This is a genomic window from Gilliamella sp. LMG 34360, from assembly GCF_984568995.1.
In genome coordinates this window covers 755,368-774,607 of sequence record NZ_OZ474900.1, presented here as the reverse complement: position 1 = coordinate 774,607, position 19,240 = coordinate 755,368, and the positions used below count along the sequence as shown (strand labels likewise).

At 33.7% G+C, this 19,240-nt stretch carries 21 protein-coding genes and 1 CRISPR repeat array; of the genes, 3 read left to right on the top strand and 18 right to left on the bottom strand.

The window, feature by feature from the left end; genetic code table 11:
* Positions 1-18: 18 nt before the first annotated feature.
* The 4 genes from AC5LW9_RS03530 to accD all read right to left on the bottom strand — a co-directional run bounded on the left by AC5LW9_RS03530 (position 19) and on the right by accD (position 3,396).
* Positions 19-504 carry a CvpA family protein gene (locus AC5LW9_RS03530; RefSeq protein WP_198226710.1) on the bottom strand — a complete coding sequence of 162 codons (486 nt, stop codon included), beginning with the start codon at positions 502-504 and terminating at the stop codon, positions 19-21.
* Positions 505-630: 126 nt separating this feature from the next.
* On the bottom strand, positions 631-1,212 hold the full coding sequence (locus tag AC5LW9_RS03525; protein WP_198226287.1) for an SPOR domain-containing protein: 582 nt from the start codon (positions 1,210-1,212) through the stop codon (positions 631-633).
* Between the two features lie 12 nt (positions 1,213-1,224).
* Positions 1,225-2,502 (bottom strand): bifunctional tetrahydrofolate synthase/dihydrofolate synthase, encoded by a 1,278-nt coding sequence (gene folC, locus AC5LW9_RS03520; protein WP_493456589.1) that lies wholly within the window; start codon positions 2,500-2,502, stop codon positions 1,225-1,227.
* Between the two features lie 3 nt (positions 2,503-2,505).
* Entirely contained in the window at positions 2,506-3,396 is an 891-nt protein-coding gene (gene accD / locus AC5LW9_RS03515) for an acetyl-CoA carboxylase, carboxyltransferase subunit beta (protein ID WP_198226283.1), read from the bottom strand.
* A gap of 319 nt (positions 3,397-3,715) precedes the next feature.
* Here accD and tmaR point away from each other — a divergent pair, with 319 nt between their 5' ends.
* Positions 3,716-4,036 (top strand): PTS system regulator TmaR, encoded by a 321-nt coding sequence (gene tmaR / locus AC5LW9_RS03510; RefSeq protein WP_025316420.1) that lies wholly within the window; start codon positions 3,716-3,718, stop codon positions 4,034-4,036.
* Between the two features lie 58 nt (positions 4,037-4,094).
* Here the strand turns inward: tmaR and yciH are convergent, their stop codons facing one another.
* The 14 genes from yciH to AC5LW9_RS03440 all read right to left on the bottom strand — a co-directional run bounded on the left by yciH (position 4,095) and on the right by AC5LW9_RS03440 (position 17,772).
* Positions 4,095-4,415 (bottom strand): stress response translation initiation inhibitor YciH, encoded by a 321-nt coding sequence (gene yciH, locus AC5LW9_RS03505; RefSeq protein WP_493456340.1) that lies wholly within the window; start codon positions 4,413-4,415, stop codon positions 4,095-4,097.
* 7 nt (positions 4,416-4,422) lie between these two features.
* Positions 4,423-5,127: an orotidine-5'-phosphate decarboxylase gene (gene pyrF / locus AC5LW9_RS03500; RefSeq protein ID WP_198226279.1), complete on the bottom strand. Its 705-nt coding sequence runs from the start codon at positions 5,125-5,127 to the stop codon at positions 4,423-4,425.
* A gap of 34 nt (positions 5,128-5,161) precedes the next feature.
* Positions 5,162-6,334: an SGNH/GDSL hydrolase family protein gene (locus AC5LW9_RS03495; RefSeq protein ID WP_198226276.1), complete on the bottom strand. Its 1,173-nt coding sequence runs from the start codon at positions 6,332-6,334 to the stop codon at positions 5,162-5,164.
* Positions 6,327-7,820: a DUF459 domain-containing protein gene (locus tag AC5LW9_RS03490; protein WP_198226274.1), complete on the bottom strand. Its 1,494-nt coding sequence runs from the start codon at positions 7,818-7,820 to the stop codon at positions 6,327-6,329. The genes AC5LW9_RS03495 and AC5LW9_RS03490 overlap by 8 nt, the downstream gene beginning before the upstream one ends.
* An 18-nt stretch (positions 7,821-7,838) precedes the next feature.
* Positions 7,839-9,239 (bottom strand): MBOAT family O-acyltransferase, encoded by a 1,401-nt coding sequence (locus AC5LW9_RS03485; RefSeq protein WP_198226272.1) that lies wholly within the window; start codon positions 9,237-9,239, stop codon positions 7,839-7,841.
* Between the two features lie 60 nt (positions 9,240-9,299).
* Positions 9,300-10,286 (bottom strand): DNA polymerase III subunit delta', encoded by a 987-nt coding sequence (gene holB, locus AC5LW9_RS03480; RefSeq protein ID WP_198226270.1) that lies wholly within the window; start codon positions 10,284-10,286, stop codon positions 9,300-9,302.
* Positions 10,283-10,924, bottom strand: coding sequence for a dTMP kinase (gene tmk, locus AC5LW9_RS03475; protein ID WP_198226268.1), 642 nt, complete (start codon positions 10,922-10,924; stop codon positions 10,283-10,285). The genes holB and tmk overlap by 4 nt, the downstream gene beginning before the upstream one ends.
* Positions 10,925-11,224: 300 nt before the next feature.
* Positions 11,225-11,559: a CRISPR direct-repeat array (repeat unit 29 nt; unit sequence CGGTTTATCCCTGTGTATACAGGGAACAC).
* Between the two features lie 84 nt (positions 11,560-11,643).
* Positions 11,644-11,937, bottom strand: coding sequence for a type I-E CRISPR-associated endoribonuclease Cas2e (gene cas2e / locus AC5LW9_RS03470; protein WP_493456339.1), 294 nt, complete (start codon positions 11,935-11,937; stop codon positions 11,644-11,646).
* A gap of 1 nt (position 11,938) precedes the next feature.
* Entirely contained in the window at positions 11,939-12,856 is a 918-nt protein-coding gene (cas1e, locus tag AC5LW9_RS03465) for a type I-E CRISPR-associated endonuclease Cas1e (RefSeq protein ID WP_493456338.1), read from the bottom strand.
* An 11-nt stretch (positions 12,857-12,867) separates the two neighbouring features.
* Entirely contained in the window at positions 12,868-13,545 is a 678-nt protein-coding gene (cas6e, locus tag AC5LW9_RS03460; protein WP_493456337.1) for a type I-E CRISPR-associated protein Cas6/Cse3/CasE, read from the bottom strand.
* Positions 13,546-14,289 (bottom strand): type I-E CRISPR-associated protein Cas5/CasD, encoded by a 744-nt coding sequence (cas5e, locus tag AC5LW9_RS03455; RefSeq protein ID WP_493456336.1) that lies wholly within the window; start codon positions 14,287-14,289, stop codon positions 13,546-13,548. It lies immediately after the preceding gene.
* 13 nt (positions 14,290-14,302) lie between these two features.
* Positions 14,303-15,367, bottom strand: coding sequence for a type I-E CRISPR-associated protein Cas7/Cse4/CasC (gene cas7e / locus AC5LW9_RS03450; RefSeq protein WP_493456335.1), 1,065 nt, complete (start codon positions 15,365-15,367; stop codon positions 14,303-14,305).
* Between the two features lie 5 nt (positions 15,368-15,372).
* A complete protein-coding gene (casA, locus tag AC5LW9_RS03445) occupies positions 15,373-17,544 on the bottom strand; it encodes a type I-E CRISPR-associated protein Cse1/CasA (RefSeq protein ID WP_493456334.1) in 2,172 nt (723 codons plus the stop codon).
* A gap of 75 nt (positions 17,545-17,619) precedes the next feature.
* On the bottom strand, positions 17,620-17,772 hold the full coding sequence (locus AC5LW9_RS03440) for a hypothetical protein (protein ID WP_493456333.1): 153 nt from the start codon (positions 17,770-17,772) through the stop codon (positions 17,620-17,622).
* A gap of 651 nt (positions 17,773-18,423) precedes the next feature.
* Here AC5LW9_RS03440 and AC5LW9_RS03435 point away from each other — a divergent pair.
* A complete protein-coding gene (locus AC5LW9_RS03435) occupies positions 18,424-18,855 on the top strand; it encodes a succinate dehydrogenase/fumarate reductase transmembrane subunit (protein ID WP_493456332.1) in 432 nt (143 codons plus the stop codon).
* Positions 18,856-18,869: 14 nt separating this feature from the next.
* Positions 18,870-19,226, top strand: a complete 357-nt coding sequence (gene frdD, locus AC5LW9_RS03430; RefSeq protein WP_493456331.1) for a fumarate reductase subunit FrdD — start codon at positions 18,870-18,872, stop codon at positions 19,224-19,226.
* Positions 19,227-19,240 lie beyond the last annotated feature (14 nt).

Genomic DNA, 19,240 nt, shown 5'->3' with positions numbered 1-19,240 from the left:
ATAATGACTACCTCAAGCTTACCGAACTAAAAAAGATGATGAATTTTGGATATAATCAAAAAACCAACGAATAATAAAATGAAAATGAGGAATAAGCTGTGAATTAGTCCAATAAGGTGATTTTGATAATGGCGTAAAGGTATCAATGAAAAAGAGTAATGCTGCAACAACTAAAATACCACGCAAAATTCCAAAACATATACCTAAAACTCGGTCAGTGCCGGATAAGCCAGTTTTTTGAACTAATTGACCAATAACATAAGAGACAACTGAGCATACTAATAATGTAGCAAAAAAAAGGATAGTAATTGCTACTGCAATGCGAATGATATCGCTATCAAAGTAGGTCATGTATGGAGTGATGTAAGTATAAAAATGACCTGCTATAAAAAAAGCTAATCCCCAACTAACAAGAGATAAAGCTTCTCGTATAAAACCTCGAACAATACTAACTGAAGCTGAAAAAGCAATAATACCTATAATTGTAATATCAACCCAATTCATCATAATAATCCGCTATTTTATGTTAAAAAATATTTTTATCACCGCTAATTATTGTAAATAAATAATACTATATGTAAACTCATTAAATTATAAATTAATTTTATCTTTGATATAAAAAGATAATTCTTAATTAGCTACAATAATCCCTTTCAATTTTGTTAAATTATTTAAATTAGTAATAATTTGTTCTGCTTGTTCCCTTTTTGCATATGGGCCAACTTGTAATTTAATTACTTGATTCGGTTCTGGATTTTTAGGTACGAGCCTCACGTTATAATTATTTAATCTCAACAATGCAACAAGTTCTTCAATTTTTTGTTTATTTTTTAACGCTGTTAGTTGAATCATAAATGTTTTGGTTTCTTGTCCTGAAACTGAAACTGTCGAATCTGACTCGTCATTTTCGGAAATATTCGGTAACGTCAATGGGTTAGAATTTTGATCTACACCCGAAATATACGAAGTGTTAGGTATATTATTAATATTGTCAAATTCATAACTTGACTCATTAGATGAATTTATGAGTTGATTTTGTTGATTAACTATTTCTGGTTGTAAAATTGGAGTAGCTAAAGTTCGTTGATTAGATTTATCTATTAGGATCCATGGAGCTATTACAGCTAAAATTAACAATAATGTTGCAAAACCAACGAGTTGATTTCTTATTCTATTTTGATTAGTACTGCTACTTTTTTTATTTTTCATCATGATTAATTAAACTTAATCCGCCGCTATATTAGCTAAAACATCAGATACCGTATAAAACGAACCACATACTACTATGATATCATCTTTTTTAGCATCTTGTAGAGCCATTTGATAAGCATCTAAAACGCTATCAAATGTTGATACATTAAGCTTATTATCCTCTATTAAATATTGTTTCAATACTTCACTACGGCATCCTCGTTCGCCATAAAGTGAGGCACAATACCAAGCATCCCCTTTCAATATAGACAAAGTACTTTTAATGTCTTTATCTTTAAGCATAGCAATAACAAATCTAACTTTACCTAAATGTTTTTTTTCTGACCGCAATAATGCTAATTGCTTTATTAAATAGTCAGCCGCATGGGGATTATGAGCGACATCAATTATTACAAGTGGGTCTGTATTTATTGTCTGAAATCGTCCAACTAGACTTGAATTCAATAAACCTTCACTTATTTGTCTTGTTTCAATTTGGATTGATGAATAACTCAAAGCTGCAATTGCTGTTGCAGCGTTAGCTAAAGGCACTTTAGGAATTGGTAAAGATTGATATTGACATCGACTAGAATAAAAATCCCATTTATCGTTACTTTTTTGCTCATAAGACCAATCATGATTAATACTATGAATAGGACAATTAACTGACTTAGCTACATCTAAAATTGACATAGGGATATCTGGTTCTCCCACAACAGCAATACTTTTAGACTTAAAGATACCTGCCTTTTCTCGACCTATACTTTCACGAGTACTACCTAAATAATCAACATGATCAATACCTATTGTTGTCACAATTGCAACATCAGCATCGACAATATTAGTTGCATCAAGCCTACCACCTAAACCGACTTCTAAAATAACAACATCCAATTTAGCCTGTTTGAATTGATACAGTGCAGCGAGAGTAGCATATTCAAAATAGGTAAGTGAGATTTCACCGCGCGCATTCTCAATTTGTGTAAATGCATTTATCGTTTCTTGCTCTGTTGATTCTTGATTATCAATTCGTACTCGTTCTGTAAAACGTAATAAATGAGGAGAACTATAAACACCAACATGTAAATTGGCTGCAAGTAATATCATCTCAAGTGTTTTACAAGTTGTTCCTTTACCATTAGTACCAGCAACCGTAAATATATAAGGTGCTGGTTGCAATAAATTAAGGCGCTGAGCAACAGTTTTGACACGATCCAAACCCAGATCAATTGTCGAGGGATGTAGTTGTTCTAGATAACAAAGCCATGCTGATAAGTCAGACAAGGCATTAGGTTTTTCTACTTGCATGATTAATTACATTGTTTCATTATTAGTGACATCATAAAAAGGGGCTGGAAGTTTCATTAATTTTGCGATCAAACCAGCAATCTTTGGTCGCATATCTTTACGGTGGATAATCATATCAAGAGCCCCTTTTTCGAGCAGAAACTCACTACGTTGAAAGCCTTCAGGTAACGTTTCTCGAACGGTTTGTTGAATAACCCGAGGACCAGCAAAACCTATTAACGCTTTTGGTTCAGCAATATTAATATCACCGAGCATCGCTAAACTTGCTGATACACCGCCCATTGTAGGGTCAGTCATAACTGAAATATAAGGTAAACCTTCATCTTGCATTTTAGCCAAAATAGCACTCGTTTTTGCCATTTGCATTAATGAAAAGAGAGCTTCTTGCATTCGCGCACCACCACTAGTTGAAAAACAGATTAGTGGACACTTATCGGCAATAGCTTGTTCAGCAGCACGAGTAAATAATGCGCCAACAACTGAAGACATTGAGCCTCCAATAAATGCAAACTCAAAACAAGCAACCACAACAGGAATGCCAAGTAGTGTGCCTTTCATAACCACCATAGCTTCTTTTTCACGGGTATCTTTTTGAGCAGCAGTTAACCGATCTTTATATTTTTTAGTATCTTTAAATTTTAAGATATCTTTTGGAGCAAGTTCTGCACCGATTTCAACATCTGAACCTTCATCTAGAAATCGGTATAATCTAACTCTCGCAGCAATATGCATATGGTGATCACATTTCGGACACACCTCTAAATTACGATCTAGTTCAGCTTGATAAATGACTTGCTCACAATTACTACATTTGGTCCAAACCCCTCCGGGAATATTCGCCTTTTTATGATCTGACGATATATTATTTTTACTTAGAATTTTCTCAATCCAGCTCATTATGATTCTCTCATTAGATATTCTTTAGAAATATTGCGCTATTGTATAATATTTTGTAATAATTCTTAATAGTTGTTTTAATTTTTCTCTTTTTTGTAAAAATATTTGAGGAAGTGCATACATTTGAGTATAAAATTAATGACTAAATTCAACAATAATGCCAAATGCCGATAAATAAATCATAAAAAGGCAATTAATTATTGAATTTTCCAACAAAATCTGATGATATTTAAAAATATAATTAATATGATCTTAGAAAATTATTAGTATATAATTAGACAAGGTTTATTTTTCAATTTTTACAATTAAGGGGTTTTAGATGGACAAGGAAAAAGCAAGTGCACCATCGTTTCAAGATGTATTAGAATACATTCGCCTATCACGTCGTTTAAATAAATTAAAACGCGAAATTTCAGATAATGAGAAAAAAATTCGCGATAACCAAAAACGTGTACTCTTACTTGAAAACCTAAGTGAATACATTAAACCAAATATGACGTATGAAGAACTTCAAGCTATTATTGCTAATATGAAAAGCGATTATGATGATCGAGTTGATGATTATATTATTAAGAATGCTGAAATATCTAAAGAACGTCGCGATATCAGCAAAAAAATGCGCACTTATCGTTCGAATTAATTTTTGAATATATAACTCCCATAATTTTATACATGGGAGTTGTGTTTTATCAGTTAAATTATCCGCCAGCAAGTTTAACTTTAAAGCCTTTATCTTCTAATAACGACCTTAGCAAATGTCGTTTATCGCCTTGAATTTCAATCGTTCCATCTTTAATAGATCCGCCACATCCACAACGCTTTTTTAGTTCTCCTGCTAACTTAGACAATTGATTATCATCCAAATCAAAACCAGAAATAACACATACGCCCTTGCCTTTACGACCGGATGTCTGTCTTTGAATACGTATAAAACCATCACCTTTAGGATGAGATATTTTTTCTTCTATTGGTTTAATTCGCCCTTGATCGGTCGAATAAACAAGAGGATTATTTGACATAATTAAATTAACTCTTACTTAAATCAAGGGTAGATAAAATAGATTGTAATGCTTTAGCAGGATCTTCTGCTTTAGTAATTGGCCTACCAATGACTAAATAATCGGAGCCCGCCGCTTGAGCGCGTTGTGGTGTCATGATACGACGCTGATCATCAGGACCTGAGCCTAAAGGACGAATACCCGGCGTGACCAATTTAAAATTACTACCAAGTCTAGTTCTAAAACTTTGTACTTCTTTAGCAGAGCAAACAACACCGTCAAGCCCACAGTTTTTGGCAAGTATAGCTAATTTAGTTGCTTGTTCTAAAGGTGAAACATTAATACCAATATCTTTAAGATCTGCCGCTTCCATACTCGTTAATACTGTTACAGCAATTAAAAGTGGCGCATCTTTACCATAAGGATAAAGTGCATCTTTTGCAGCCTCCATCATACGAATTCCGCCACTAGCATGAACATTCGTCATCCAAACACCTAAATCAGCCGCCGCTGCTACTGCCTTAGCCACGGTATTTGGAATATCATGAAATTTAAGATCTAAAAAAATTTCAAAACCTTTATTCATAATCTGTTTTATGAATTCAGGTCCAGCATGAGTAAATAATTCCTTACCAATTTTTAAACGACAATCTTTAGGCTCAACCCGATCAATAAAATTCCAAGCTGACTTAACATCAGCAAAATCAACAGCAACAATAATTGGTGATGACATAACTCATTTATCCCTTTTTTATCTTAAATTTTATCTATCTTTTTTGTACAAATTCATTTAAATCTTTATAAAATATTCGTGCGCTTTCTTTATAACCTTTTAAAGTTTGATGAACTAAATCTGGGCGAGCTAAACCTCGTTTACGCCATTCTTTAATAGCAAATTTACCACCCATTGCATTTTGCCAATCCCAAAATAATGTTTTTTCACTTCTAGCTACTTGTTTTTGAATATTCATTATTGCCGAAAATGATTTAGGCATATCTTTTTGATTGACCATTGTATCAGGTGGTGTCATTATTAAAATAGCGGCATTGGGTAATGATTTACGAATAAGCCGTATATTATTGATTAAATTTTTTCGGTATGCATTGAGATCTAAAGTTTCATCAAAACTCTCATTAGTCCCATACTCGAGTATGATTAAATCACTATTTGATAAAGATAACTCTTTAAACCAACTTGGGCTCCATTTCTGCCATATAGCCTGCCTTGCCCCATTTGTGGCTATTGCTGAGACAATAACGCCTGGTTGTTGATGACGAGTTAACCAAATGCCTCCAAGTTCAACCGTACTTTGCCCTGTTATTTTTAATGGCATTTTAGCAACAACAGATACACTTTGCCAAATATTGGCTTTAGGAACATAATCAAATTTAATTCTATTATTGTTAATATCATAAAGCCCAAATAAATTAGACGTATTTTTTAGAGGCTTAAAAACTAACTGAACTCGCCAATCTGTATTAGAATCTGATTTGGGTTGAATCTGTAATACTGCAGAATTTTGATTAGGTTTAGCAATAAAGCCGCCCATAGGAAAATCCCTATTACTCAGTGTTCTACTACTTAACACATCCCAATTTTTACTTTTCCAAGTCACTGCCGCATGACTTTGACCTTTTATTGCAATTGGTGTTATCCAGCCAATACCAGCATTACCATATTTTCCCTGCATCAATGTCCTAAATTCACCAGTAAAAAAATCAGCTGCAGTATGAGAATCACCAAATTGAGTGATATTAACAACATTATTTGCTCTTTTATTGGTCATTAATGATTTCAGTCGGGTAGCAAATAGCTTCGCGTTTGGGTCACCAAAATCAATAATTCCAGAATCCGTAGTTGCTTCACTTTCAGTCACACCATATCCAAAAGTGAAAGTCACAAAAATAACAGTCAGAAAAGACTTTAAAAACTTATTCACTATGGACATCCTCTAATTTTTTGAAAATTATTTTTTCCATAATGGCCTTTGCCAAAATTCTTTGACCTGAAGGTGTAAAGTGAACACCATCATCAACCCTTACCTTGATTTTTTCTTTATCCGTTTCAATAAAACTATTGAATTTTTCGTATGAACAACCGAGTAATTCATTGGTTGTTAGAAAATGTTGTTGAGTTTTTTCAAGCTCTGACTGATATAATTTATTAAGATAAACCATACCATCATTTAGTTTTTGCTTACGCATACAAGGTGGTGCAAGCCAAAGAACTTGTACACGATGTTTTTGGACATGATCCAAAATACTGGCGATACGTAAACGATATTGTTTTTCCCATAATTTAGATTTAAATCTTGCATTTGTTGCATAACCTTTGACAGGAAAATCCCAAGGATCATTAGCACCTAAAAAAACGACAAGTAATTTAATTGAAGGATCTTCGGATAATTTATCATTAATCGTTTTAGGCCAATCAAAAGCTTTAGGATAACTAAGTCCAGTACTGCGTTTACTTAAATCAATGCTTTCAATCTTATATTGTTTGAATAACATTTTTTTAACATAAGGTGCAACACCTTGCATTAAAGAGTCTCCAGCAAAAAAAACTTTATCATTTTGAGTCAATACAATTGGTGTTGGTTCATTAACTAATGATTCATCCTCAGGCAAAACCTCTGGTTGGTCATCTTGATCTATCGCCGCCACTTGCGTTTCTATTGTTTTAACTTCCGTAGATGTTTGTTGAACTTTCTCGTCAACTTTATCTTCAGCTTCAGCCTTAACTTCAGTTTTCTCTTTAACTTCAAGTTTATCTTCAATATTACTTTTTGTTTCTTGCGTAATTTCTTGTGTGGTTTCTGACTTAGTGTCTGGTTCAATAATCGCTAATGTAGGTGATTCATCCTCTAGTAATTTTTCGTCTCTAAATAATCTTAGAATATCTTCTTTTGTTTCAAGTTTAATTTCTTTTGATTCGGATCGATTTTCTTCAATAGCTTCTATAGGTTTAGTAGATTCATCAGGTTCATCAGATTGATTAGATTCATCGGGTTCATCGGGTTCATCGGGTTCATCGGATTGATTAGATTCATCAGTAACCACTTTTTCATCTGAGACTAAATCATCTTGAGAGATAGTAATGTCTTTGCCTGTATCTTTTTCTAATTCTTCAGGGAGAGCATCTTGCGCAAGTGTATCGGAATCTAATAGGTCTGAATGATAAGTTTGTTGCCAATAAATAAGTATTGATTTGTAATAAATTGACATCAATACAATCGCTGTCAAAAGTAAAATCACACAAATACACCGAGCGGATAAAGTGCTTCTAACAATTTCAGAAACAACATTATTTTTAGCAAATTTTCTTGAACGCTTGAAAGTATTTTTATTCAATGTATTAGGAGATTGCCATTTCAGATTCAGGTAAGTTTTTTTCTTGTTTTTCGTAACCGATTTTTTATATTCCATAATAAGTTATCATCATAATCAAAAGTTAGCATAAATAAAGTTTGGCACACCAGATGGTGCAATATATATTGTCAACCATAATACTGAAATAAAAATGATAGGTAAGTAAATCAGATTTATTCTACTTATCAGTAAAGTAAACCAATCTGGAATATTTTTTAATATCGGATAAATAAAAAATACTACGTAGATACTTAAAAAAGTTACAATATATTTTGGTTCAATCAAAAAGTTGTGTGTTAATGCGGTTAAATAATCTAATGCATCAGGCAAACTTTCACAATTAAAAAATAACCATGAAAAACACACATAATGCCAAGTGAGAAACCTAGCTAATGTAGGAGAACGCTCAGTTACCCAACCTCGACCAAAATAATGTTCACTAATATTAAGCGCTATAATACCAACTCCGTGACATGCGCCCCAAATAATAAAATTAATTCCTGCACCATGCCATAAACCCGATATTAACATCGCCAACATCACATTAATTTGCGTACGAATAAGCCCTTTTCGATTACCACCAAGAGGAATATAGATATAATCACGAATCCAGTGCGATAAACTAATATGCCAACGGCTCCAAAATTCTCGCAAATTACAAGCTAAATAAGGGAAGTTAAAATTATTTGGTAATCGGAATCCTAATAAAAGAGCAATACCAGTAACTAAATCGGTATAGCCTGAAAAATTTAAGTAAATTTGAATTGCATAACCATAAAGCCCTACTAACAAATCAATAACACTAAATTCTAAAGGATTAGCAAAAATTGGCGTAACCCAGTTTTCACTTATAATTCCGCCTAAACAATAGACTTTAATTACAGATAAAATTATTAAAGTAAAAGCTCTAAAAGGTTGTAAAATCTTGCGGGGATGACGGGTGGTTATTTGAGGTAAAAAGTCTTTAGCACGATTAACTGGACCAGCAATAACACTCGGAAAAAAAGATAAAAACAGTGCAAAATCCCAAAATTTAGCTACAGGTAATTCACTTTTTTTAACTGAGACAATATAGCTAACTGAATGAAGAGTATAAAATGATATTCCAATAGGAATAAGTACTGTTACAACAGGTAGTGCGATTGGTATATGGAGGAAATTAAATAAGGCCTGTAACTCATAACGGAAGAAATCAAAATATTTAAACAGCGACAAATTAGCTATTGATAAACATAATGCCAAGATTAACCACCGATTACCATTTTCATCTGACCGGGCAATCATAATTGAGAAAAAATATATTACACAGGTATAAATAAAAAGAATTAGCGCAAACTGCAAGCTAAAACTGGCCACAATAAGATAACTTGAAACTAAAAGTAATTTATTTTGTAATTTAGGAAAAAGACGATACCGCCAATATAACGCAAAAAAAACGATAAAGATTAGTCCAAATTCAATAGATAAATAACTCACTGCATTCCTTTTATAAACATATATCGAACCTGAAAGTTCTTTAGAAAGTATATTAACGCCTTAATTACTAATCATCTCAGACTGAGCTAGCACATTATAAACAATTAATTCTTTATTTAGCCCTGTTACAGACAATAATAAACGCCTAGCCTGCAGCCATAATTCATACAGTGCAGAAATTTTTTCATTGCTTTTAGTTGCTAATAATCTTACTAATGGTACTTGATCACGATTAACAATAAAACGACCAGCTTTTTGTTTTGCCTTTAATGCATCGCTTAATAAAGCACAAAACCAAATAATACATTCAATAAATTCTTCATTATCAAATGTTTTTGCAAGTTGCCAATAATCATTATGAGGTACAACACGTAATAAATGGTCACAAAATGCTTTTCTTTGCTGCCACTTTTCTGGTTTTAGTAAAGCTAGTGCAGCTAATGGCGCATTTTCGCTCAATAACAGCGCAGAGGCAAGCTCATTATCGCTACTTTGCTGATTATGTTTCTTTTTTAACCACTCGATGGATTGCTCCAATTTAGGTACAGATAAAAAATAAGAAAAACAACGACTATGAATTGTTGGTAATAAATGGCTATTATGCTCATCACTTAAAATAAAGTAGGTATTTTCTGGAGGCTCTTCTAATGTTTTAAGTAATGCATTAGCTGCAGCTTCTGTCATTAAAGCAGCCCGCTTAATCCAAATAACTTTATTGCCACCTTGTTGGGATTTTTCGTACACTTTAGTGGTAATTTTTCGAATTTGATCAATACCAATAGATTGTTTATCTTGTTCATTCGTTATGATGTAAAAATCCGGATGATGATGGGACATAAATAACTTACAACTGTGGCAACTTGAACAAGGTTCTAATTGCTCTCCAGACAAACATAATAAACGATTAGCCACCATATTAATGAACTCATCTTCACCACTTCCTTGCAGGTAATTAATCAATAACGCATGATGAGTTTTTTTATGTATAATTCCTTCAGCAAATTGTTGATAAGGCGATATCAGCCAAGGATAATCATTTAAAATCATACATTAGTAACCTGTTGTGTTAACCATGTTGTTAGGATCTGTTCAATTTGCATTGTCACCTGATTGATTGATTTAGATGCATCAATGGTAAAAATGGTTTCATCTTGATTTGCCAGTTCTAAATAACGTTGACGAATTCGCTCAAAAAAAGGTAATGATTGTTGTTCAATACGATCGAGTTCACCTCTTGCCCTAGCACGCATTAAACCAATTTGTGGTTCAATATCTAAATATAACGTTAAATCCGGCTTAAAATTACCTAAAACTTGCTCTTTTAATGTGGTGATAAAAACTTTATCTAACTGGCGACCACCGCCTTGATAAGCTTGCGTTGATAAATCATGCCGATCACCAATAACCCATTTATCAGCATTAAGAGCAGGCTTAATCACATTATCAATCAATTGAATACGAGCGGCATATAACATCAACAATTCGGCTTTATCCGTCAAAGGTTCATCATCCAAACCATTTTTAATAAGATTGCGTAATGCTTCAGCAATTGGTGTACCACCTGGTTCACGAGTAAATTGTAAATCGCAAATGTTATATTGATTCAAAATACGAGCAACGGTATTAACTGCTGTCGTTTTACCCGCACCTTCAAGACCTTCAATGACAATAAATTTGCCTGTCATGCTAAATTCCTAAACTATTTATGATGATCATATGTTTAATAACGCTCTATTGTACGCTATTTTTGATTATTAGTTTAGTTAACAGTTACTTTCAATATTCATGTTTTAAAATGAACTTCATAACTATTTAAGATTTTTAATAAATCTCATTCGATTTTTTATATTCATAAAAATATAAAAGTGAATATATGCCTATATTGGTAAAGAAATAAAGTTAAAACGTTATGAAGACTTTAAGGAGAGTATATGCTTATAGCCTTGTAGCTAAAGGCTTTTCATTATTTTACCTAATTAATCTAACTACATATCCCTGTGTATACAGGGAACACGATCATACCCTAATTTTTCTGAAATCAATTGGGCGGTTTATCCCTGTGTATACAGGGAACACCTCAGGGAGTGTTTGGACTGGGAAGGTGTTGTCGGTTTATCCCTGTGTATACAGGGAACACCCGATTCATGCGCCGCGTTGGATTGGACTACACGGTTTATCCCTGTGTATACAGGGAACACTAATTTAAAAAATAGCTCTGGCTCGCTATCTACGGTTTATCCCTGTGTATACAGGGAACACTGACGTATTGAGGCAATCCAAACGTATGAACACGGTTTATCCCTGTGTATACAGGGAACACTCTAAATATATATAATTGTTTTATTTAGATTTATTGGCACCCAAAAAATCTACCAATTTTTTCATATTTTTAAATAACATTAACCTATTGATTATTAATAGGTAAAAAAGAGACTAATCTTAATCCATCTAAATCTACCGGAACCCTTCTATTAGCACCATAAGTTTGGAAGTCAAATCCTGATTCTGTATTAGTCGCCCAAGCAAGGACAACATTGCCTTCTTCCGAAAATTCAACAATTTGTTGCCATATCATTTCTCTTATTGGTTTTGATATGTCACCGATATAAACTCCGGCTCTAATTTCAAGTAACCAAATTGCTAAACGACCACGTAATCGAGGTGGAACATTTTCAGTTACCACAACACACATACTCATATTAGCGGCTCCTAAAGCCACTATCGGCTAAAGATTGAGGTTCTGGGATAGCGGGTGGTTGGACATCATCATGTGGTAGAGGCGGTTTTATACCACCAGCAGACAAAACTTCTTCAATAAGCGGAATTAATATTGCTAATGTCTTCTGGCTTCTAAAAATTTCACGACAGGCCACACGAACCTCCCGATCAGCATCAATCTTGTTTTTTGCGGCTATTTCAAACGCTTTGGGAACAACGGTATCAAACTTAATAATATCGGCAATATCATAAACAAATGAGAGTGGTTTTCCACTATGTACAAATCCGATTGCTGGAGCATAGCCAGCCGCTAAAACAGCCGCTTCGGTGATCCCATATAAGCAAGATGTGGCTGCACTTATACATTGATTAACCGTATCTCCTTTTTGCCAATCTTTAGGGTCGTATTTTCTTCCGTGCCATTTAACATGATAACGTTTAGCCAGTAATGAATAAGTTTCACGTACGCGCGATCCTTCAATACCTCGTAACTGATCAATTGAACGACGACTAGGTGCAGGTTCGCCAAATCGTAACTCAAACATTTTTTTGACCACTTTTAAACGTAAATCATCATCTAATGCCAATTTAGCTTGGTAAAGCAGTTTGTCAGATCTTGCTCCACCGGGTTGCCCCGATGAATACATTCTGACGCCTGCTTCACCTACCCAAACGAGCAGAGTTCCAACCATTGCGGCCAATTTGATAGCAGCATGTGAAACTCTGGTGCCCGGTTCTAACATTATGCAAGCGATAGAACCCACTGGAATATGAGTCCTAATGCCTGTTTTATCAATTAATACAAACGCTCCATCTAGAACATCAATTTGTCCATATTGCAAAAAAATCATTGAAGTTCTATTTTTTAAAGGAATGGGATTAAGTGGAATAAAAACCATAACCGTTTATCCTATTGATAATGTTTTATCAAGAATAAACCACAACCAAATCCTTTACTTTTGCCAATTCCTTGATAGATGGTATTTAAAAACAATTCAGCATCCGTCACCGTCAACACGCCTTGATAATCAACGCTACTGTATATAATTGGTTTAAGATTACTTTTTTTAATAAATTGCTGTTGGACATAACTAATTACTGCACAATTTACTTGTTGATCATTAGTCGTTAATAATGAAAATCCTCTGGTTTCACTCTGTTTAATTAACCAATTTATTGCAGCTTGATTTTGGCGAATTTTTATCTCATTAGTTTCTATTTTTAACCTTTGTTTTTTAATCGGATATTTAGCGTTCATCAACACATCACTACGCTTACCATTTTTAAACACTACTGGATTTGCCCGCAGTGAAAAAAACAATCTCATTCCAGCGATTAATTTTGGTTGATACGGTTTAGTTTCTATTAAAAAAAACTGATGATTTGAAAGTGGTGCTACTTCCGATAATAGATAATATTGATAACCTTTACCAATTCGCTCTTCACGAAATAAAAAAGTACGTTTTTCTTGATTAGGAAAGAGTTGCCATAACCATTGATGAATTGCATAAGGTCCCGAATTTTGCATTTTCTGTTGCATAACATAAGGAAGTTGGTTTAGTTTTAAAGTAACTCGAGAAAAATACATTTATTCACTCCCTTTCAAATTACCTGAAAACTGCAGACGACAACTAAATTGCCTGCGCTCACGACTTATTGGTTGATCTTTCCGAAGCTGAATTTTAATTACCTTAAAGTGATCTTCTTGATTAGTCTGTTCCCAATAATATTCATCAGCCTTGCTTTCGACTAATTTATCAATAACCGGATCTTGACGATGACACTCTTGATAATGCTTGTCTGCAAAAATAAAAGCCTCACTCAATGTTCCTAGATACAAGATAGGCGATAACGGCAACGATAAAGGTGAGTTTTTCCTTCCTGCGTATAATGGAAAAATGGGGTTAAGTAATGCTTGTTGTATTTGGGTTAAACTATAGGGTGCATTTTCAGTTTCAGACATTACAATTTGATAGTAAACATCATTATAATATTCACGCTGTGATAATAAAGTTTCTAGATCAAGGGGATTTTGTCGGATTTCATCAAAACGCGTATACCAGACTAGCTTTTTGTTAGCTCTCGGAGCTTGAAAGGTATGAAAATCTCTAAACCAGCTATTATGAGCAATAAAAGGACGAATCGCAAAATGATAATGCTGATTAAAATTATCAATTTGATTATCATCACGTCGAATTCCAAGCGCCGCCGAGATTAATCCCAATAAAGTAGAGCGAGAGGGAATAATATTGCTGTGGCGAACTTCGCCAACAGCAGGTTCGCCCCAAGAGGTAAAAGGGGCATAAATCTGAAAAATAAGATGGTTGATCATCTTGTCGGCTCTCCTATTTTTGCGCAACAAAATCTAATGCCGCGCTAAGGGTTCCTTCTCCTGTTTCACTATTGAGAACATAGCGACTATCAGCACATTGGCCATAAACTTTATCAAATTTATCACGTTGATCTTCTAAACGGGTAATGGCATCATTAATCAGATCTTGACTACGAATTGGATTAAAATAAGCTATCGCTAAAGAGCGAGGTTGTTGACTCCCTTTTTCTATCAATAAGTAGGAAGTATATGCCCGTGAAGCGAAACTATTTTGCATACCGGTTGGTGCTACTTTTGTTGCTGATTCAGTTAAAGCTTTTAAGGTTTTTTCAACCAGTACTTCATCGCCATTTAAATTTTCTAATAGTAAATCACGACTGATACAGACATAAGTATAAAACAGTGCAGAGGCAAATCCACGGCTACCCAAATGCGCTGAACCGGCATCAACATCATTATTATTTAAATCATCAACAGCAGTAAAAAAATCATCCTCAATGGTTACGGTACTTACGCCTAAGGCATGAGAAACTTGACACGCAGCTTCAATATTAAATGCCGGGCTATCTGCTAACATTCGTCCGAATAATGCAATATCAATACTACTATTTTCTTTACGCAATAATTTAACTTCGTTATCGGTAGGCTCGCGTTTTTCACTAATTAATAAATCAATTAATTGTTTAATTGCTTGTTGTTCATTACTACTAATATGTACCAATTGTTCGATTTCTAAATTACTCAATGGATCCTTTGGTGATTTTTCATTTTTTACTTTACCAAACTGACCGGCTATTTTAATTGCACTTTCTTTAGCTATTTTTTCAGATATACCATTATCAATCATTGGTTTATACACCCAATCTCGAGCAAAACGACGTGAACGAATGCCAATATGATCACTCAATGATTGATAAAAAAAGTCAGAGGTTCGCCAAGCTCTTTTTAAGCTTTGTGACGAAATACGTAAACGGTCAGTATTACCCATTTTAGCGGTTTTAGGTCGACCTAAATCATCACGGTTTAAGTTTGAGGGAGCATAAGCGGTTAATAGATGTAATTGAATAAATGTAGTCATGATGATTATTCCTTAGTATTAGTATTATTTTTAGTTGAAAAGTAGTCCATTGCCCAACGAACAGAAAGGCGTTTATACGGGTTAGTATCAGCAGGCCAATTATGTTCACGTGCATCCCACTCTTGCATCCATAAAAAGATGCCATCAGCAAGGGAAGTTAGATTAACCCCTTTTTCACCTCGTAACTTTACAGCTCGAATTAAACCCTGACAAAATTCTTCAGGGGTTTCACTGGCAAGAAGACGTTCAAATCGCAGTTCAGATAAATAATTACGTTCGCCACCCTTTACTTTTTCACTTAATTGTGAAGCAAATGGCGATTTATCATTATTCTTTTCTGCAAAAGCAGCCACATTAGCAAATATCTTTAATGCATAATAATGAACTTCTGTTTGAGCTAATTTACTGTCGTTATTAATAAGTTTATTAGCTAAAATAGTGTAGCCATCTTGTAAAAATATAAAATCAGATAATAAATCTCGACGTAATTCAGCCCGCAATTTGCGTCCATTATAAGTAATACCATTGAATTTACCTTGCCGTTGCTGCAACATAGAAAACCATTCATCAATAATCTTTTTATGGTTATCATTTAAGATGATCAGCTCTTTTGGGGTAGTATCTGACATGTTGTTCTCCCTACATGAAATGCAAGACGGTTTATTATTTTGAATCTTTTTGATATTTTTAAGTTTGTTAAAATCTTTAAGTAGCTTTTCTTTTGTAGTGATTTTTTCGGAACTGATCAATCGCTGATCTGGATCTGAAAAAGCAGCCTTATCGTAAATTTGGGTGATATGTTTTAATAAGATATTTGTCCAATCTAACAATAAATGAAAGCGACCATTTGGGTTATTTTTTTGTTCAATAAGTTGTTTAACAAATTCATAAAAAGGTATTTCAGTTTCTTTCCAATAAGCGATATCAACGGAACTTGATTGTTTATTAATACTAGCCAAGGCTTTACGTAGTATTGGTAAAGTATCTTTACTAAACTCAAGTGCTAGTGCTATTAACTCTTTAATATCGCTATCTGGGTCAGCAAATATTGGATAGACAGGAAAGTTATGTTCGTACCAGCAGCGAGCCTTCATATTGTCAAAATCATAACCAAAACACCAAAGGTGATATTCTTGGGTAGATTCCAAGTCACGATAATTATGAACGATAACAACATGGGCAGATTGGTTTTCATCATTAGTAGTAACCATTCCTAACCAATCGCGATAAATTAACCCTCCAGGCTGACCTTTGATGGCAATTGGAGCCCCCGTTTTACTGTCTGTTCGATAAGGAGATAAAGGATGAAGCCAGTTTTGATATTGAACACCATAATTTTTAGTTTGATAATGGCTAATAAGTTCGGACGACTCCTCACCACAAAGATCACAATGGCCTTGCGTTATATTGTCAAAATCGAGCTCAATTCGGCGAGGCATACCCCAAAAAGCTTGACAAAAATTAGCTTGTTCAGGATATACACTTAAATTTTTGGGCGGCTCACTGGTTATAGTTTTGTTTAACCATGGAAAGACGGTTTCATCATAGCGTTGTGGTTTTTCATCATCATTAAGTGGCACTACATTTAACCATAACTTTTTCCATAATGGTGTTGGCGAGTTCAGATCAGGCATTATTAACGTGGTAATTGGTCCTCCGCCTCGCAAACTGACTCGATGCCCTTGTCCACCCGATGGGGCATTAGTTTGTAAAGTAAATAATGCCATAACTGCACAATGTGGACAGATAGCCTTAACAAAATCCCGCTTAATAAAATGATCCATATTTTTCTTTAATGCATTTTCACCAGGTGCCTCAACCAATAAACTCGATATTGGCATTTTATTACCATTTAATGGTGTAAAGTCTTGCATAAAAGCAGGTTTAGCAGCACCAAATTGCATTGCTGGTTTAGCTTGTTCAAATGCTTTATCTAACTGCGATTGGACTATACCCTCATCCCAATAGTCTAACCATTCATCATTATTTTTGGGGTAAAAAGCAGTTTGCAGTAAACCAATAAGAAATTGGTATGCAGCACCTTGAAAATCAGGTCTAAAATAGGCTAAATCGGAAATGGTTTCATCAACTAACTGACTGGGCTTAATTTTACTTATTTGACCATTAAAATGTCTTACAGGAATCCATTTTTCATCTAACAATGATAACGAGAACAAAATCTACTCCTTTTTTATTTATAATAAGCGGCATTTTACACTACGCCGCTTATCGGTTTTCATAAAAAATAAATTTTAATGAATTTGTTTTTGTATAGTTAAACTATAGGATCGAGTCTCATGTTCACCTATTTTCTGTTTAATTTCAAAACGCCATATTTTTATTCGAAATTTATCACTGATACCTAACTGATATTTTGAACCAAAAAAATATTTTATCAAACTCATTATCAACCTCCTTGGGTTAATAGTTAAATAGTTGTTTGTAAATATCAGCAATGCATATATAATCACAGGTTGCACGCCTAATGGCTATTTCATTCAATGCTGATAATATTTAGCCAGTTTGTTCTAGCCATTTTTAATTTAGCATATAATTTTGGCATAGACAAGAAAAATAAAGATAGCTAGTGATAACAATTTTTTAAGATATCTGATAATAATTATGATAATAATTTTCTATATGCTATAATCACATCTTTTGTAATTACTGTTCCTTATATTAATAGGGTTAAATCAATAGCAAGTGATAATTAAAGTCAGTTCAGTTCCCCACTCTCGTGGGGATTTTCATTTCAAAATTAAATAGATAAAACGTTATTATTAGTTTAACGAATATCAATTTTAAAAAATGTGAGCTTAGCTTCCTTTTTTTAAATTTTTTTGTTTTTTATCTATTCTTTATATTTATTTGATAACTCAATATTTTAAGATTATGGCTATTGACCTTTAACGCACTTTCTGCCTAGTGTTGTTAGGTCAAAAGCCGATATTATGTGCGACTTTAATTTGACGGTTTGGATAGCTTAATGTTTATAATACTTAACTAAACTCTAAAAACGTTAACTACCTAATAATGGTACCCACATTGAGAAAGTTATGATTAAAAAAAGTAATGATAATTATCAATCACATAATAATATAAGTAATATCAGTAATCAGTCTGAATATAGTGATTTACCACAAAAACAATCTCGATTTTGTTCAATCATTAACAAATTAATTCCCTTTGCGATACTTTGGGGCAGTTTAATGTTGATGTATGGCGTAATATGCATGTATACCAATAGTATGGGACAAGATGAGTTTTACCGCTTTATCTTCTTTTTACGTAGTCCTTTTGTTGTTGTGCTCAATTGCCTAGCATTATTGGTTGCTATTTGCCATTCAATAAGTTGGTTTAATTTAGTCCCTAAAGTTATTTTTTCAACAAGATCAAATAAGAGAGCACAAGATTATTTATTCACTATCGGTTTATGGTTAGTGACAATCGCTATTTCAATTTGCTTAGTGTTATTTGTTTTAAAATAGATGGTATTTATCCGATGAAAAATCAAGAAATTCAAACTACACATTCAAAGGGAAGTCTTGCAAAAGGATTATTTGTTTTAGGTGGCACATGGGCTGCGATATTTTTGCCTGTCATCATGATAATAATTGCATTTATTATTCCTTTTGGTAATGCAACAACACGTTCTTATATACTTAAAGTAGTAAATACAGAAACGGGTAAATTATTTTTATTTTTAATGATTTCATTGCCGATTTGGTGCGCATTACAGAAGATTATTACTATTTTGCATCAGCATAATATCCATCCAAAACGTGAAAAAATACTTACCGTTGCGCTAGCCCTTGCATGGACTATGCATGCCGTTTATATTTTGTTTGTCCGAAGTTAACTAAAATAGAGTTT

Excerpts from the sequence above, each read along its gene's own strand:
- AC5LW9_RS03530 (WP_198226710.1), bottom strand. The coding sequence starts at position 504 with ATGAATTGGGTTGATATTACAATTATAGGTATTATTGCTTTTTCAGCT.
- AC5LW9_RS03525 (WP_198226287.1), bottom strand. The coding sequence starts at position 1,212 with ATGATGAAAAATAAAAAAAGTAGCAGTACTAATCAAAATAGAATAAGA.
- accD (WP_198226283.1), bottom strand. The coding sequence starts at position 3,396 with ATGAGCTGGATTGAGAAAATTCTAAGTAAAAATAATATATCGTCAGAT.
- tmaR (WP_025316420.1), top strand. The coding sequence starts at position 3,716 with ATGGACAAGGAAAAAGCAAGTGCACCATCGTTTCAAGATGTATTAGAA.
- yciH (WP_493456340.1), bottom strand. The coding sequence starts at position 4,415 with ATGTCAAATAATCCTCTTGTTTATTCGACCGATCAAGGGCGAATTAAA.
- pyrF (WP_198226279.1), bottom strand. The coding sequence starts at position 5,127 with ATGTCATCACCAATTATTGTTGCTGTTGATTTTGCTGATGTTAAGTCA.
- AC5LW9_RS03490 (WP_198226274.1), bottom strand. The coding sequence starts at position 7,820 with ATGGAATATAAAAAATCGGTTACGAAAAACAAGAAAAAAACTTACCTG.
- holB (WP_198226270.1), bottom strand. The coding sequence starts at position 10,286 with ATGATTTTAAATGATTATCCTTGGCTGATATCGCCTTATCAACAATTT.
- tmk (WP_198226268.1), bottom strand. The coding sequence starts at position 10,924 with ATGACAGGCAAATTTATTGTCATTGAAGGTCTTGAAGGTGCGGGTAAA.
- cas2e (WP_493456339.1), bottom strand. The coding sequence starts at position 11,937 with ATGAGTATGTGTGTTGTGGTAACTGAAAATGTTCCACCTCGATTACGT.
- cas1e (WP_493456338.1), bottom strand. The coding sequence starts at position 12,856 with ATGGTTTTTATTCCACTTAATCCCATTCCTTTAAAAAATAGAACTTCA.
- cas6e (WP_493456337.1), bottom strand. The coding sequence starts at position 13,545 with ATGTATTTTTCTCGAGTTACTTTAAAACTAAACCAACTTCCTTATGTT.
- cas5e (WP_493456336.1), bottom strand. The coding sequence starts at position 14,289 with ATGATCAACCATCTTATTTTTCAGATTTATGCCCCTTTTACCTCTTGG.
- cas7e (WP_493456335.1), bottom strand. The coding sequence starts at position 15,367 with ATGACTACATTTATTCAATTACATCTATTAACCGCTTATGCTCCCTCA.
- AC5LW9_RS03440 (WP_493456333.1), bottom strand. The coding sequence starts at position 17,772 with ATGAGTTTGATAAAATATTTTTTTGGTTCAAAATATCAGTTAGGTATC.
- AC5LW9_RS03435 (WP_493456332.1), top strand. The coding sequence starts at position 18,424 with ATGATTAAAAAAAGTAATGATAATTATCAATCACATAATAATATAAGT.
- frdD (WP_493456331.1), top strand. The coding sequence starts at position 18,870 with ATGAAAAATCAAGAAATTCAAACTACACATTCAAAGGGAAGTCTTGCA.